At 76.7% G+C, this 14,599-nt stretch carries 17 protein-coding genes and 1 riboswitch; of the genes, 10 read left to right on the top strand and 7 right to left on the bottom strand.

Annotation, left to right across the window (positions count from 1 at the left end):
• The first annotated feature begins 10 nt into the window (after window positions 1-10).
• Window positions 11-742, top strand: coding sequence for a class I SAM-dependent methyltransferase (locus tag ACI782_RS00280; protein ID WP_456904889.1), 732 nt, complete (start codon window positions 11-13; stop codon window positions 740-742).
• Between the two features lie 4 nt (window positions 743-746).
• On the opposite strand, the gene ACI782_RS00275 is transcribed toward ACI782_RS00280, so the two are convergent.
• The 5 genes from ACI782_RS00275 to ACI782_RS00255 all read right to left on the bottom strand — a co-directional run bounded on the left by ACI782_RS00275 (window position 747) and on the right by ACI782_RS00255 (window position 4,027).
• The gene (locus tag ACI782_RS00275) at window positions 747-998 is read right to left on the bottom strand and encodes a hypothetical protein (RefSeq protein WP_456904887.1); all 252 of its coding nucleotides are present in this window, start codon (window positions 996-998) and stop codon (window positions 747-749) included.
• A 64-nt stretch (window positions 999-1,062) separates the two neighbouring features.
• The gene (locus tag ACI782_RS00270; protein WP_456904885.1) at window positions 1,063-2,109 is read right to left on the bottom strand and encodes an LLM class flavin-dependent oxidoreductase; all 1,047 of its coding nucleotides are present in this window, start codon (window positions 2,107-2,109) and stop codon (window positions 1,063-1,065) included.
• 27 nt (window positions 2,110-2,136) lie between these two features.
• Window positions 2,137-3,228: an AbrB family transcriptional regulator gene (locus ACI782_RS00265; RefSeq protein WP_456904883.1), complete on the bottom strand. Its 1,092-nt coding sequence runs from the start codon at window positions 3,226-3,228 to the stop codon at window positions 2,137-2,139.
• A gap of 62 nt (window positions 3,229-3,290) precedes the next feature.
• Entirely contained in the window at window positions 3,291-3,584 is a 294-nt protein-coding gene (locus ACI782_RS00260; RefSeq protein WP_456904881.1) for a transcriptional regulator, read from the bottom strand.
• Entirely contained in the window at window positions 3,581-4,027 is a 447-nt protein-coding gene (locus ACI782_RS00255) for a hypothetical protein (RefSeq protein WP_456904879.1), read from the bottom strand. Before ACI782_RS00255 ends, ACI782_RS00260 begins: the two co-directional genes overlap by 4 nt.
• 105 nt (window positions 4,028-4,132) lie before the next feature.
• Window positions 4,133-4,259, top strand: a riboswitch (cobalamin riboswitch).
• 56 nt (window positions 4,260-4,315) lie between these two features.
• Here ACI782_RS00255 and ACI782_RS00250 point away from each other — a divergent pair.
• From ACI782_RS00250 to ACI782_RS00210, 9 genes are all read left to right on the top strand, one after another.
• Window positions 4,316-6,298, top strand: a complete 1,983-nt coding sequence (locus ACI782_RS00250) for a putative cobaltochelatase (protein WP_456904877.1) — start codon at window positions 4,316-4,318, stop codon at window positions 6,296-6,298.
• Between the two features lies 1 nt (window position 6,299).
• A complete protein-coding gene (cobO, locus tag ACI782_RS00245; RefSeq protein ID WP_456904875.1) occupies window positions 6,300-6,914 on the top strand; it encodes a cob(I)yrinic acid a,c-diamide adenosyltransferase in 615 nt (204 codons plus the stop codon).
• 106 nt (window positions 6,915-7,020) lie between these two features.
• The gene (locus ACI782_RS00240; protein ID WP_456904873.1) at window positions 7,021-8,400 is read left to right on the top strand and encodes a cobyrinate a,c-diamide synthase; all 1,380 of its coding nucleotides are present in this window, start codon (window positions 7,021-7,023) and stop codon (window positions 8,398-8,400) included.
• Window positions 8,397-8,744 (top strand): cobalamin biosynthesis protein, encoded by a 348-nt coding sequence (locus ACI782_RS00235; protein ID WP_456904872.1) that lies wholly within the window; start codon window positions 8,397-8,399, stop codon window positions 8,742-8,744. Before ACI782_RS00240 ends, ACI782_RS00235 begins: the two co-directional genes overlap by 4 nt.
• Complete coding sequence (cobC, locus tag ACI782_RS00230; RefSeq protein ID WP_456904871.1) at window positions 8,737-9,816, top strand: Rv2231c family pyridoxal phosphate-dependent protein CobC; 1,080 nt, start codon at window positions 8,737-8,739, stop codon at window positions 9,814-9,816. Before ACI782_RS00235 ends, cobC begins: the two co-directional genes overlap by 8 nt.
• A complete protein-coding gene (cobT, locus tag ACI782_RS00225) occupies window positions 9,813-10,913 on the top strand; it encodes a nicotinate-nucleotide--dimethylbenzimidazole phosphoribosyltransferase (RefSeq protein ID WP_456906098.1) in 1,101 nt (366 codons plus the stop codon). The genes cobC and cobT overlap by 4 nt, the downstream gene beginning before the upstream one ends.
• A 73-nt stretch (window positions 10,914-10,986) precedes the next feature.
• Window positions 10,987-12,246 carry a uroporphyrinogen-III C-methyltransferase gene (gene cobA / locus ACI782_RS00220; RefSeq protein ID WP_456904870.1) on the top strand — a complete coding sequence of 420 codons (1,260 nt, stop codon included), beginning with the start codon at window positions 10,987-10,989 and terminating at the stop codon, window positions 12,244-12,246.
• Window positions 12,247-12,393: 147 nt separating this feature from the next.
• Window positions 12,394-12,927, top strand: a complete 534-nt coding sequence (locus ACI782_RS00215) for an ABC transporter permease (protein ID WP_456904869.1) — start codon at window positions 12,394-12,396, stop codon at window positions 12,925-12,927.
• Window positions 12,924-13,190 carry a helix-turn-helix transcriptional regulator gene (locus tag ACI782_RS00210; protein ID WP_456904868.1) on the top strand — a complete coding sequence of 89 codons (267 nt, stop codon included), beginning with the start codon at window positions 12,924-12,926 and terminating at the stop codon, window positions 13,188-13,190. The genes ACI782_RS00215 and ACI782_RS00210 overlap by 4 nt, the downstream gene beginning before the upstream one ends.
• Window positions 13,191-13,192: 2 nt before the next feature.
• Here the strand turns inward: ACI782_RS00210 and ygiD are convergent, their stop codons facing one another.
• Both ygiD and soxR read right to left on the bottom strand, forming a co-directional pair.
• The gene (gene ygiD / locus ACI782_RS00205) at window positions 13,193-14,044 is read right to left on the bottom strand and encodes a 4,5-DOPA-extradiol-dioxygenase (RefSeq protein ID WP_456904866.1); all 852 of its coding nucleotides are present in this window, start codon (window positions 14,042-14,044) and stop codon (window positions 13,193-13,195) included.
• 72 nt (window positions 14,045-14,116) lie between these two features.
• Window positions 14,117-14,587, bottom strand: coding sequence for a redox-sensitive transcriptional activator SoxR (soxR, locus tag ACI782_RS00200; protein ID WP_456904864.1), 471 nt, complete (start codon window positions 14,585-14,587; stop codon window positions 14,117-14,119).
• Window positions 14,588-14,599 lie beyond the last annotated feature (12 nt).

The raw sequence follows: 14,599 nt of genomic DNA, 5'->3' as shown, positions 1-14,599 counted from the left end.
GAGGCCGGGGGTGGACGCCGCCGAGGTCTTCTGGGCCCTCCACCGGGACCTGCCCCGCGAGGGCGTGGGCTCCGACGCCACCACCCGCACCCTGCTGCACCTCGCCGGGCCGTTGCCGCCCGACCCCCGCGCCCTCGACATCGGCTGCGGGCCCGGCCGGGCGTCGCTCGTGCTCGCGGCGGCCGGGGCCCGGGTGACCGCCGTCGACCTGCACGAGCCGTTCCTCCGCCGGGCTCGGCAGGCCGCCGCGGGTGCGGGGCAGGCCGGCTGGATCGGCGTCGTCCGGGCGTCCATGACCGCCCTCCCGCACGCCGACGGCGCGTTCGACCTGCTCTGGTGCGAGGGCGCGGCCTACCTGATGGGCGTGGACGCGGCGCTGCGCGACTGGCGGCGGCTGCTCCGCCCCGGCGGCGTGCTGGTGCTGACCGACGCCGTCTGGACCACCGGGCACCCCTCGCCCGACACCCGTGCGTTCTGGGCCGCGTACCCGGCGATGCGGGACGCCGCGGGGACGGAGGCCGCGGCACGGTCGGCCGGGTGGGACGTCGTCGCCACCCATCTGCTGCCCGACTCCGACTGGGAGGACGAGTACCACCACCCGCTCGAGGCGGCGATCGCGGCCTGGCCGGACCCCGACGAGGCAACCGCCGCGGCCCTGGCCGAGGCCCGGCGCGAGATCGACCTGCGGCGGGCGCGCGGCGGCGAGTACGGCTACGCGGGGTTCGTGCTGCGGCGCCGGTGAGCGGTCAGTCCGCGACCGACTCGTCGCGCACGGTCTGGCGCGGCCGGACGGTGTAGACCCCCGCGGTGTCGGTGAGCGCGGTCAGGTCGTAGCGGTGCACGACCTTCGGGCCGCCGTGGAGGTGGACGTGGGTGATCGTCGGCAGCGGCTGCCCGTGCCGTGCCTCCCGGATCTCCACCCGCCCGTCGAGCGGGCCACCGACGAACAGCAGCACGGCGTCCTCCGTGCCCGTCGTGTCCTCAGCCAGCGTCCTCACCTCCCGAGCGTCCGGGTCGAGGGTAGGCGCGTCCGGCGGCGCGGGGGCTCCCCGGGAGGGGTGATCAGACCGACGCCGCCGTCCGGGAGGCGAGCTCGGCGCGCACGATCGGGGCGACCTCGGTGCCGAGCAGCTCGATCGAGCGCAGCACCTCGCGGTGCGGCGCGGCGCCCAGCGAGGACTGCACCAGGAAGCGGTCGTGCCCGAAGACCTCGTGCTGGAAGAGGATCTTCTCGGCCACCTGCTGCGGGCTGCCGACGACGACCGCGCCGTGCAGCCCGGCCAGGGCGTCGAAGTCGGGGCGGGTCATCGGACCCCAGCCGCGCTCGCGGCCCAGCCGGGTCATGACCTCGGCGTAGGTGTCGTAGAAGCCGTCGGCCGCCGCCTGGGAGGTGTCGGCCACGAAGCCGTGGGAGTTGATCGAGACCGGCAGCGGCCCGTGCCCGTACCGGGCGGCCGCCCGGCGGTGCAGCTGGGCCAGCGGCGCGAACCTGGCCGGCTCGCCGCCGATGATGGCCAGCGCCAGCGGCAGGCCCAGCGCCCCGGCGCGGACGACGGACTGCGGGTTGCCGCCCACGGCCACCCACACCGGCAGCGGGTCCTGCACCGTGCGCGGGAAGACCGGCTGGTCGACCAGCGCCGCGCGGTGCCGGCCGGACCAGGTGACCCGCGGCGAGTCGCGCAGCTGCAGCAGGAGGTCGAGCTTCTCGGCGAAGAGCTCGTCGTAGTCGTCGAGGTCGTACCCGAACAGCGGGAAGGACTCGATGAACGACCCGCGCCCGGCCATGACCTCCGCCCGGCCGTGCGAGAGCAGGTCGACGGTGGCGAACTGCTGGAACACCCGCACCGGGTCCTCGGAGGAGAGCACGGTGACCGCGCTGGTCAGCCTGATGCGCGTCGTCCGGACGGCGGCCGCGGCGAGCACGGTGGACGGCGAGCTGACTGCGTAGTCCGGGCGGTGGTGCTCGCCGACGCCGAAGACGTCGAGCCCGACCTGGTCGGCGAGCTCGATCTCCTCCAGCAGGTCCGCCAGCCGCTGCTCGGGGCTGGTCGTCGTGCCGGTGCACGGGTCGCGCAGGACGTCGCCGAACGTGTAGACCCCGAGCTCCACTGCCACTCCCTGCCGTCGGTTGAACGGTCAACCACCCGGGACGACCCCGGATTCCCCTCCGCCGGCACGGCGCAGCCACCGGGCGAGCAGCGGCGCGGTCAGCAGCATCACGAACAGCCGGAGCACCTGGACGGCGAGCACGAAGGTGGCGTCGGCGCCGCCGTCCTGGGCCGTGGCCAGCACCGCGTAGAGCCCGCCGGGCGTGGTGGCGAGGTAGGCGTCGAGCGCGCTGGCGCCCGTGGTGACGGTGAGGACCGCACCCAGGCCGGCGCAGGCGGCGATCAGGCCGAGGATGATCGCCAGGGCCAGCGGCAGCGCCCGCCCGATGGTGCGCAGGCTGTCACGGGTGAAGTTGAGCCCCACGGTCAGGCCGATCAGCAGGAACGCCGCCAGCTCCAGGGGCACCGGGACCTCCGCGCCCCGCGACAGGCCGCTCAGGTCCAGGGCGGCCGCCACGAGCATCGGCCCGAGCAGCGCCGGGACGGGGATCCGCAGCACCCGCGCCAGCGGGATGCCTGCCAGCAGGCAGACCGCGGAGAACAGCAGGTCGACCGGCCACCCGGGGCCGGCGTCGTCGACCACCGGGCCGCCGGCGCCGGGGGCGGCGCCGAACACCGCCGTCGCGGCCACCGGCATGAGCACGACGATGATCAGCACCCGCAGGTACTGGAGGACGGCGACCATCCGGTCGTCGGCGCCCAGCTCGCGGGACATCGCGGTGATGCCCGACGCGCCCCCGGCGATCATCGCGAAGGCGCCGGTCACCGGGCTGATGCCGGGCTGCAGCCGCATGAGCAGCCCTGCCAGCAGCGTCAGCACGAGCGTGCCGACCGTGACGGAGAGGACCGGCAGCCAGTCGCGGCCGATCGCGGCGAGGGTCTCCAGGTCGACCAGCGCGCCGATGGAGACCCCGATCAGGCCCTGCGCGGCGACCATCCCCGGGCGCGGGACCACCAGCCGCCGCCGTCCGGCCAGGCCCCGGACCAGGCCGGCGACCAGGCCGCCGAACAGCGAGGGCGAGGGCAGGTCGAGGGCGTCGAACAGGACGGTGGCCACGACCGCGGCGGCGAGCACGAGCGCCGCGTCCGCCAGCCGGGCGATGCGCCCCGTACCCCCCACGGTGCCCACTCTGCCGCCCCGGGGTGGCCCCTCTGCAGGGGCCCGCCGCGGGCCTGCGCGGTTCAGCCGCCGGTGATCCGCCGCAGCTCGGCGACGTGGGCGTCGAAGGCCACGCGGCCGGGCCTGGTGAGCGCGAGGCTGGTGCGCTGGCGCGAGGCGATGGTGGCCTTCTGCACCTTCACGTAGCCGGCCTCCTCCAACTGCTTCACGTGCTTGGAGAGCACCGAGTCGCTGACCCCCACGGCGTCGCGGACGGCGGCGAACTCCATGGTGTCCACCGCGGCGAGCAGGCCGCAGATCTGCAGTCGGGGCGGCGGGTGGATGACGGTGTCGAAGCGCGCAGCGACCGTGGTCACAGCGACTCCCGCATCTCGGCGACGAGCGCTCGGCCCCAGTGCCGGCTGAGCAGTGCCGCGGCGAGGCCGAGCACGGCGCCGGCCACCACCATCGCCCACCGCTGGTCGAGGCCCTCCGCCAGCACGAAGGCGGCGACCAGGACGGGGAGCACGATGGCGCACCACACCGCCATGGCGCGCCGGCCGGCGTTCACCCACACCCCGGTGATGTGCCGGTACGCCGGGACCAGGGCGCCCAGACCGCCCATGAAGACGATCACGGCCGGGAAGGTCACCCACAGCGAGTCGAAGGCGTAGGAGGACAGGAAGCCGAAGAGCAGCAGGCCCAGCGCGACGTCGCACCACCACGGCTGCAGCACCCGGTCGGCCAGCGCGGTCCGGTCCGCCCGGAGCGCGGCGAGCTGGGCGGCGGCGGTGTCCCGGTCGATCGGGTCGCTTTCCATGTCGGAAAGTATGGATCGTGGCTTTCCGATCCGTCAAGAGACGGGCGGGCTGTCGGCGAGCCGTGGCGGCGTGGTTGCATGACCGGGCCACAGCGACGGCAGTGGAGGAAGCCCGGTGCGATTCCGGCGCGGTCCCGCCACTGTGACCGGGGAGTACGCCCCCACGCTCGGCCACTGTCCCTCCGGGGGCGGGAAGGTCGGGGGCGGACGACGATCCGGCAGCCAGGAGACTCCCGCCGTCGTCCCTGCTCCCTCCGGGCGTGGACACCCGGGGAGGAAGGACCCCGGGTGACGTATCCCTTCGGCGCCGTCGTCGGCATGGACGACATGCGCCTGGCCCTGCTGCTCAACGCCGTCTCCCCTGCGGTCGGGGGCGTGCTCGTCCGCGGCGAGAAGGGGACGGCGAAGTCGACGACGGTGCGCGCGCTGGCCGCCGTCCTGCCGCCGGTGGACGTCGTGACCGGCTGCCGCTTCGCCTGCGACCCCGCCGCCCCGGACCCGGCCTGCCCCGACGGCCCGCACGACGCGGACGCCCCCGGGCAGACGCGGCCGGCCCGGCTGGTCGAGCTGCCGGTCGGCGCCTCGGAGGACCGCGTCGTCGGCTCGCTGGACCTCGAGCGGGCGCTCACCGAGGGCGTGAAGGCCTTCGAGCCGGGGCTGCTCGCCGCCGCGCACCGCGGCGTGCTCTACGTCGACGAGGTCAACCTGCTGCACGACCACCTGGTCGACCTGCTGCTGGACGCCGCGGCGCTGGGCACCGCCTACGTCGAGCGCGAGGGCGTCTCGGTGCGGCACGCGGCCCGGTTCCTGCTGGTCGGGACGATGAACCCCGAGGAGGGCGAGCTGCGCCCGCAGCTGCTGGACCGCTTCGGCCTGACCGTCGAGGTGGCCGCCCCGCGGGACCCGGCCGAGCGGGCCGAGGTGGTGCGCCGCCGGTTCGCCCACGACGCCGACCCGGCCGGCTTCACCGCGGCGTGGGCGGCCGAGGAGGCGGTGCTGGCCGCGCGGATCGCCGACGCCCGCGCCCGGCTGCCGCACGTCGTCCTCTCCGACGACGCGCTGCGCCAGGTGACCGCGGTCTGCGCCGCCTTCGACGTCGACGGGCTGCGCGCGGACCTGGTCACCGCCCGGGCCGCGATCGCGCACGCCGCCTGGTGCGGCCGGGACGCGGTGACCGAGGAGGACGTGCGGGTGGCCGCGCGGCTGGCGCTGCCCCACCGCCGCCGGCGCAACCCCTTCGACGCGCCCGGCCTGGACGAGCAGACCCTCGACCAGGCGCTCGAGGACGCCCGGCCCGAGGACGACGGCCCCGACGACGACGGCGGTGGCGGGTCGCCGCCACCCGGTGTCGGAAGCGATCCCGGCGGTTCGGGCGCCGATCCGGCGGTAGAGCCTCCGACACCGCCGCAGGAGGGCGGTGGTCCCGGACCGGCGCCGGAGCGGGCGGCCGTGGCGCCGTCCGAGCCGTTCCGCACCCGCCGGTTGGAGGTCCCAGGCGTCGGCACCGGCGCGGCCGGACGGCGCTCCCGGGCCCGCGCCGAGCGGGGCCGCGTCGTCGGCTCGACCCGCCCGAGCGGCACGGTGACCAGGCTGCACCTGCCCGACACCGTGCTCGCCGCCGCGCCCCACCAGGCGGCCCGCGGCCGCACCGGGCGGGGGCTGCTCCTCGCGCGCGGCGACCTGCGCCAGGCCACGCTGGAGGGCCGCGAGGGCAACCTCGTCCTCTTCGTCGTCGACGCCAGCGGCTCGATGGGGTCGCGGTCGCGGATGGGCGCGGTGAAGGGCGCCGTCCTGTCGCTGCTGCTCGACGCCTACCAGCGACGGGACAAGGTCGGACTGGTCACCTTCCGCGGCACCGGCGCGGACCTCGCACTGCCGCCCACCTGGTCGGTCGAGGCCGCCGCGGCGCGGCTGCGCGACCTGCCGAGCGGCGGACGCACCCCCCTGGCCGCCGGCCTGCTGCGCGCGCACGAGACGCTCCGGGTGGAGCGGGTCCGCGACCCGCAGCGCCGTCCGCTGCTGGTGGTCGTCACCGACGGCCGCGCGACGGGCGCCCGCGGCAGCACCGCGGTGGCCGACGCGCACGCCGCGGCCGGCCTGGTCGCCGCCACCGGCGTCGCGAGCGTCGTCGTCGACTGCGAGTCCGGGCCGGTGCGGCTCGGGTTGGCCGGCGCGCTCGGCGCCGCTCTCGGCGCGCACACGTTGCGCCTGGAGGAGCTGGCCGCCGAGTCGCTGGCGGCGACCGTCCGCAGCGCCCGCGAGGCGGCCTGACGTGCCGAAGGGGCAGGTCCCCTCGGTCCCCGACGACGGGCTGACCACGAGGGCGCGGCGCAACCGGCCGATCCTCGCCGTCCACACCGGGGAGATGAAGGGCAAGTCGACCGCCGCGTTCGGCATGGCGATGCGGGCCTGGAACCAGGGCTGGCCGATCGCGGTCTACCAGTTCGTCAAGAGCGCGAAGTGGCGGGTCGGCGAGGAGAACGCGCTGACCGCGCTGGGCCGGCTGCACGAGCAGACCGGCGAGGGTGCGCCCGTGGTCTGGCACAAGATGGGGTCGGGCTGGAGCTGGTCGCGCCGGCAGGGCACCGAGGTCGACCACGCCGCCGACGCCGCCGAGGGCTGGGCGCAGATCAAGCGCGACCTCGCCGCCGAGGCGTACCGGTTCTACGTGCTCGACGAGTTCACCTACCCGCTCACCTGGGGCTGGGTGGACGTCGACGACGTCGTGCGCACGCTGCTGGACCGCCCCGGCAGCCAGCACGTCGTCGTGACCGGCCGCGACGCCCCGCCGGCGCTGGTCGAGGCCGCCGACCTGGTCGTGGAGATGACCAAGGTCAAGCACCCGATGGACGCCGGCCAGAAGGGCCAGCGGGGGATCGAGTGGTGACCGGCCGGCACGTGTCTGCTCACCCGGCGAGATCGGCGATCTCGCACGGGTTCGTGGCCCAGAGCGTGCGAGATCGCCGATCTCGTCGCGACCCAGGGCGATCGTCGTGACCACCGCAGTCCCGCGCGTGGTGATCGCGGCGCCGGCGAGCAACGCGGGCAAGACGTCGGTCACCACCGGACTGGTCGCCGCCCTCACCGCCCGCGGGCTGACCGTCTCCCCGCACAAGGTCGGCCCCGACTACATCGACCCCGGCTACGCGGGCCTCGCCGCCGGGCGGCCGGGGCGCAACCTCGACCCGGTCCTCGTGGGCGAGGAGCGCGTGGTCCCGCTGTTCCTGCACGGGGCGCGGGACGCCGACGTCGCGGTGGTCGAGGGGGTCATGGGCCTGTTCGACGGCGCCACCTCCCCCGCCGTCGAGCCGGGGTTCGCCTCGACCGCGCACGTCGCCCGGCTGCTTCGCGCGCCGGTGGTGCTCGTCGTCGACGCCTCCGCGCAGGCGCAGAGCGTCGCGGCCCTCGTGCACGGCTTCGCCACGTTCGACCCGACGGTGCGGATGGGCGGCGTCGTCCTCAACCGGGTCGGCAGCGACCGCCACGAGGAGATCCTGCGGCACGCCCTCGGCGGGTCGGGGGTGCCGGTCCTCGGCGCGGTCCAGCGGCTCGACGAGCTGGGCACCCCGTCCCGGCACCTCGGGCTGGTGCCCGCCGCCGAGCGGTCGGCCGAGGCGCTGGCCACGGTGCGGCGGCTCGGCGAGGTGGTCGCCGGCGCGCTCGACCTGGACGCCGTGCTGCGGCTGGCCCGCTCCGCCCCCGGCCTGGACGCCGTCCCGTGGGACCCTGCCGCCGAGGTGCGCAGGGTCGAGGGCCGGCCGCGGATCGCCGTCGCCGGGGGTGCGGCGTTCACCTTCGGCTACGCGGAGAACACCGAGCTGCTCGCGGCCGCGGGCGCCGACGTGGTGACCGTCGACCCGCTGCGCGACGAGCACCTGCCCGCGGGCACGGCCGGGCTGGTGGTCGGCGGCGGGTTCCCCGAGGTGCACGCCGCGGAGCTGTCGGCCAACGCCGTGCTGCGGGCGGACGTCGTCGCGCTGGCCGAGCGCGGGGCCCCGGTCGCCGCCGAGTGCGCCGGACTGCTGTACCTCACCCGCAGCCTGGACGGCGTCCCGATGTGCGGCGTCCTGGACGCCGACGCGGCCATGTCGGCTGGTCTCACGCTCGGCTACCGGGAGGCGGTCGCCCTCGCCGACTCGGCGCTCGCCCCGGCCGGCACCCGGGTGCGCGGGCACGAGTTCCACCGCACCGTCGTGACCCCCGCTGCCGGGACGCGCCCGGCCTGGCGCTGGGCGGGCTCGGCACCCGAGGGCTTCGTCGCCGGGGGGGTCCACGCGAGCTACCTGCACCTGAACTGGGCCGGCTCCCCGGCCCTCGCCGAGCGGTTCGTGGCTGCCTGCGCGGTCCCGGCCGGGGCGGGGGTGGCGCCGTGATCGTCGTCGGCGTGGGCGCGCGCCCCGGGGTCGACGCCGCGGAGGTCCTGGCCGCGGTGGACGCCGTCCTGGCCAGCGGCATTGACGTCGTTCGGCTGGCGACCCTCGACGCCCGCGCCGCGGAACCAGGCCTGCGGGCGGCCGCGGCGGCCCGCGGGTGGGCGTTGTCGGGCCACCCGGCCGCAGCGCTGGCCGCCGTCCCGGTGCCGCAGCCGTCGGCCCGGGTGGCCGCCGCGGTCGGGACGCCCTCGGTCGCCGAGGCGGCCGCGCTGCTCGGCGGCGGCACGCTGCTGGTCGGCCGGACGGTGGTCGGGCGGGTCACCGTGGCGGTGGCCGGTGAGTGAGCCCGATCTCGACCACCACGGGGACGCCGAGCTGGCCCCCGGCCTGGTCGACCTCGCGGTCAACGTCCGCCCCGGGACCCCGCCCCCGTGGCTCCGGGCGGTGCTGCACGAGGCGATCGACGCCAGCGCCGCCTACCCCGACGCCGGGCCGGCCCGCGCCGCGGTCGCCGCCGCGCAGGGCCGCCCAGCGGAGGAGGTGCTGCTCACCGCGGGCGCCGCCGAGGCGTTCACCCTGGTCGCGCGGGCCCTGAGGCCGCGCCGGGCGGTCGTCGTCCACCCGTCGTTCACCGAGCCGGAGGCCGCACTGCGCGCCGCCGGGCACCCGGTCGAGCGGCTCCTGCTGACGGCTCCCGGGTACCGGCTGGACCCGGCCGCCGTGCCCGAGGACGCCGACCTGATCGTCCTCGGCAACCCGACCAACCCGACCTCGGTGCTGCACCCGCAGCGGGACGTCGCCGTGCTGGCTCGGCCGGGCCGGGTGCTCGTGGTCGACGAGGCCTTCGCCGACACCGTGCCCGGCGAGCCGGAGTCCCTCGCCGGCCGCCGCGACCTGCCCGGGCTGCTCGTGGTGCGCAGCCTGACCAAGACGTGGGGCCTGGCCGGGCTGCGGGTCGGCTACTGCCTCGGCCCGGCGGACCTGCTCGCGGCCCTCGGCGCGGCCCAGCCGCACTGGCCGCTGGCCACCCCGGCCCTGGCCGCCCTCGTCGCGTGCACCCGGGACGAGGCCCGCGCCGAGGCCACCGCCGCGGCCCACCACCTCATCGACCACCGGGAGGTGCTGGTCTCGGCCCTGCCGCCGCAGGTCGAGGTCCTCGCCGAGCCCCGCTCGTCGTTCGTGCTGCTGCGGGTGCCGGACGGCGAGCAGGTCCGGGCGGAGCTGCGCGCGCGGGGCTGGGCGGTGCGGCGCGGCGACACGTTCCCCGGCCTCGACAGCGACCACCTGCGGGTCGCCGTCCGCGCTCCCGCGACCTCGCGTGCGTTCGCCGCCGCCCTGACTGCGATCCTGGAGGGGATCCCTCCCGCGCCGCCGACGCCGCGGACCGCGCCCCGCCTGCCCGAGGAGATCCGCTGAGCACCGACCCGGCCCCGTTCACGGGGACCCTGCTGGGCGACACGATCGCCGCGATCGCCCCGCGCGACGAGGCGGCCGAGCGCGCCGCCCGCGACCGGCTGGACCGGATGACCAAGCCGCCGGGCTCCCTCGGCGTCCTGGAGGACGTCGCCGCGCAGCTGGCCGGCACGGCGGGCGCCTGCCCGCCGCCTCTGCCCGCGCCGGCTGCGGTCGCGGTCTTCGCCGGCGACCACGGCGTGCACGCGCAGGGCGTGACGCCCTGGCCGCAGGAGGTCACCGCGCAGATGGTCGCCAATCTCGTCCGCGGCGGCGCGGTGGTGAACGCCTTCGCCGCGCAGCTCGGCGCCGACGTCGTCGTGGTGGACGTCGGGGTGGCGACCCCGTACGCGGTCGAGCCCGGCTCCGCGCTGCTCCCCTGCAAGGTGCGCTCCGGCACCGCCGACCTCGCCGTCGGCCCGGCGATGACCGTCGAGGAGGCCCGGCGGGCGGTCGAGGTGGGCATCGACGTGGCGACGGCTCTGGCCGCCGACCACGGCTGCCTCGTCACCGGCGACATGGGCATCACGAACACCACCGCGTCCGCAGCGCTGGTCTGCGCGTTCACCGGCGCGCTCCCGGCCGAGGCGACCGGCCGCGGCACCGGCGTCGACGACCCCACGCTGGCCCGCAAGGTCCGGGTCGTCGGTCGCGCGGTGGCCCGCGTGCCCGACCGGCCGACGACCCCGCAGGCGGCGCTGGCCGTCCTGGCCGAGGTGGGTGGCCTGGAGCACGCCGCGCTCGCCGGGTTCGTGCTCGGTGCGGCGGCCGCCCGGGTGCCGGTGCTGTTGGACGGCGTCATCGCCGGCTCGGCCGCGCTGGTCGCCGCCGCACTGTGCCCGACCGCGCTGGAGCACGCGCTGGCCGGGCACACGTCCGCCGAGCCCGGGCACGCCCTCGCGCTGCGCGCCCTCGGCCTGCGGCCGCTGCTCGGGCTGGACCTGCGCCTGGGCGAGGGCACCGGCGCCCTCCTGGCGCTGCCGCTCGTCGCGAGCGCGGCGCGGGCGCTGCGCGACGTGGCCACCTTCGACTCCGCCGGCGTGACGGAGAAGGCCCCGTGAGCGGGCTCGCGAGCTCCCGCACGGGCGCAGCGACGCCGGTTCCGCTCGTGGCGGGCGCCGGCGAGGAGCGGGCGTGAACGCGACACCGGTCGACCCCGCCTCGGGGGTGGTCTACCCCGTGGGGCTGCGGTTGCTCGACCGGAAGGTCGTGGTCGTGGGTGGTGGCCAGGTCGCCCACCGCCGGGTCGCCGGCCTGCTCGAGGCGCGGGCCCGGGTCACCGTGGTCAGCCCCGAGGTCACCCCCGCCCTGGAGGCGTTGGTCGGCCCCGGCGAGGTCACCTGGCTGCGGCGCGGCTACCGGCCCGGCGACCTCGACGGCGCCTGGTACGCGGTGGCCGCCACCGACGACCCCGCGGTCAACGCCGCGGTCGCCGAGGAGGCCGAGCGGGCGCGGGTGTTCTGCGCCCGCGCCGACGACCGGTCGGCGTCCAGTGTCTGGACCCCCGCCGTCGGGCGGCAGGGCGACCTCGTCGTGGGCGTCCACGGCGGCGGCGACCCGCAGCGGGCCGTCGGCGTCCGGGACGCGGTCGTCGCCGGGCTCACCGACGGCAGCATCCGCGACCGGGCGGCCCGTGCGACCCCGGAGGGGCGGCCGGGCACCGTCGTCCTCGTGGGCGGCGGCCCCGGCGACCCGGGGCTGATCACCGTGCGCGGGCAGCAGGCGGTGTCGCAGGCCGACGTCGTGATCGCCGACCACCTCGCGCCGCAGTCGGTCCTGGCGTCGCTGCCGCCCGACGTCGAGGTGATCGACGCGTCCAAGCTGCCGCGCGGCCGGTACATGGCCCAGGAGCAGATCAACGCCCTGCTGGTCGAGCACGCCCAGGCCGGCAAGCGGGTGGTGCGGCTCAAGGGCGGCGACCCGTTCGTGTTCGGCCGCGGCATGGAGGAGCTGGCGGCGTGCGCGGCCGCCGGCGTCCCGGTCGAGGTGGTCCCCGGCGTGACCAGCGCGATCGGCGTCCCCGGGCTGGCCGGCATCCCCGTCACCCACCGCGGGCTCACCCACGAGTTCGTCGTCGTCTCCGGGCACGTGCCGCCCGGCCACCCGCAGTCGCTGGTCGACTGGCCGGCCCTGGCGCGGCTGAGGGGCACGCTCGTGGTCCTCATGGGGGTGGACAGCGCTCCGGCGATCGCCGCGGCGCTCGTCGAGCACGGCCGGGACCCGGAGACGCCGGTCGCCGTCGTCGCCGACGGCTCGACGCCCACGCAGCGCACGGTCCGCACGACCCTGGCCGGGCTGGGCAAGACGCTGGCCGAGGAGGGCATCCGGCCACCCGCGGTGTGGGTCGTGGGCGAGGTTGTGCGGCTCGCCGCGGAGCTCGGCCCACCTCGCTGAGCGCACGCCCGGCGTTCCCGCGGAACGTCCCCGGACCGTCTCCTGGCGCGACTCTCACGCCCGCGGCCGCCGGCCGCCCGGTTATCTCGGCTGCGAGCCGTCGTTCAGCGACCACCGGCGTCCCCGCGGGAACGCTCGGGGCCGGCGATGCGGTCGCGCAGCAGCCGGACCGCCCTGCTGCCGATGCTGCTGGTCATCCTCGTGCCCAGCGCCCTGCTCTTCCACGACGCGATGCCGCACGACGCGACCGGGTGGCTGACCGTCGCCTGGGTGCTGGTCCTCGGCCTGCTCGCCACGCTGCCGCTCGGGATGATCCTGGGCGCGGTGGTGCCGGGGACGCAGAAGGTCGGCACGTGGGGGATGTTGCCGGTCACCGTCGTCACGGTGATCTCCGGGATCTTCTTCCCGGTGCAGGCCCTGTGGGGGTGGGTGCAGGCGGTCGCCCAGGTGTTCCCCACCTACTGGATCGGCCTGGGCATGCGCTCGGCGTTCCTGCCCGACGCCGCGGCCGCGGTCGAGCTGGGCGGCTCGTGGCGGACCGGCCAGGTCGTCCTGGAGCTGGCCGCCTGGGCGGTCGCCGGGCTGCTGGTGATCCCGGTGGTGCTGCGGCGGATGGCGCGACGGCAGTCCGGCTCGCAGGTGGCGGCGGCCCGCGACGCGTCGCTGCAGTGGGTGCGGTGAGCGGGGAGCGCACGGGGGACGCCGTCCACAACCGGATCGCGCTGCTGCGGGCCGAGCAGGGCGTCAGCCGGCGGGAGCTGGCCGACGCCCTCGGCGTGCACTACCAGACCGTCGGCTACCTGGAGCGCGGCGAGTACAACCCGAGCCTGCACCTGGCGCTGCGCATCGCGGAGTTCTCCGGCGTCCCGGTGGAGGTCGTCTTCTCCACGCGACCGTTCCCGCGGATCAGCGACACGGCGCGGCCGACGTCGGAGGCCGGCTGACCTCAGATGTTGGCGCCGTCCGGCGGCGGGTCCTCCGGCAGCGGCGCGGCGAACCCGCTGCCCTCCGCGGACAGCGGGGTCATGCCGACCGTGTAGGCGGTCATCGACAGCGAGCCGTAGGCGTAGCCGTCGACCAGGACGTCCGCGGTCGTGCCGGTCGCCCCCGCCACCCCGGCGACGTAGAGCAGCGGCAGGAAGTGATCCGGCGTCGGGACGGCGAGGTCGTAGTCGCGGTGCCCGTCGAGGCGGACGACCTCGGTCGGCTCGAGCTGCATGAGCTCCTGCACCTGCTCGTCGAACCGGCGGGCCCAGTCGAAGCCGGCGTCCGGCATCGCCCGGCTGACCCCGCCGAGGTTGTGGACGACGTTCCCGCTGCCGATCACCAGGACGCCGTCCTCCCGCAGCGGCGCGAGGGAGGCGCCGAGCTGCAGGTGGTAGTCGAACGGCTTGAGCGCGTTGATCGACAGCTGCACGACCGGGATGTCGGCGTCGGGGAAGGCGTGCCGCAGCACCGACCAGGTGCCGTGGTCGATGCCCCAGCTGTCCAGGTCGGCGCCCACCCAGGTCGGGTGGACGATGTCCGCGACCTCCTCGTAGAGCTCCGGCAGGCCCGGCGCGTCGTAGCTGACCTGGAACAGCTCACGAGGAAAGCCGAAGAAGTCGTGGATGGTGCGCGGCTGAGGCATCGCCGTCACGGCCGTGGCGTGCACGTACCAGTGCGCCGAGACGACGAGGATCGCCCGCGGCCGGGGCACCGCATCCCCGAACGCCCGCCAGGCCTCGGTGTAGCGGTTCTTCTCCAGGGCGTTCATCGGGTTGCCGTGGCCGAAGAACGCGGCGGGCATGACGGACATGCGACCTCCCCCTCCCGACGGCGGTCGGTCGATCATCTCCCGCACCCGGCTCCCATGCGAGATCGGCGGCCGTCACCCCGCGTTGGAGGTCGGCGGCACCCGCCGCAGCGCCGGGGACAGCCAGCGCGCCCCCGGGCCCTCGCCCGCGGCGACGTCGCCGGGGTTGGACAGCGCGCACCGCGTCAGGGACAGGCAGCCGCAGCCGATGCACGAGGTCAGCCCGTCGCGCAGCTGCACCAGCGCCGCGATCTGCTCGTCGAGCCGGTCCCGCCAGCCCTGCGACAGCCGCGCCCAGTCCCGTGCGGACGGCGTCCGGCCCTCGGGCAGCGTCGCCAGCGCCGTCCGGATCTCCGGCAGGGTCAGCCCCACGTTCTGCGCGGCCCGGATGAACGCCAGCCGGCGCAGCACGCTGCGCGGGAAGCGGCGGGCGCCCCCGGCCGTCCGGGACGCCGCGATGAGCCCCTGGGCCTCGTAGTACCGCAGCGCGGACGCCGCGATCCCGGCCCGCTCGGCCACCTGCCCGATGGTCAGCTCGTCGGCCACGACGACCTCCTG

This window comes from Geodermatophilus sp. SYSU D00703, assembly GCF_054050155.1.
This window is presented reverse-complemented; position numbering and strand designations above follow the sequence as displayed.

What these genes read in the sequence shown, in the direction of transcription:
- ACI782_RS00215 (WP_456904869.1), top strand. Translation starts at nt 12,394, where the DNA reads ATGCGGTCGCGCAGCAGCCGGACCGCCCTGCTGCCGATGCTGCTGGTC.
- ygiD (WP_456904866.1), bottom strand. Translation starts at nt 14,044, where the DNA reads ATGTCCGTCATGCCCGCCGCGTTCTTCGGCCACGGCAACCCGATGAAC.
- ACI782_RS00255 (WP_456904879.1), bottom strand. Translation starts at nt 4,027, where the DNA reads ATGGAAAGCGACCCGATCGACCGGGACACCGCCGCCGCCCAGCTCGCC.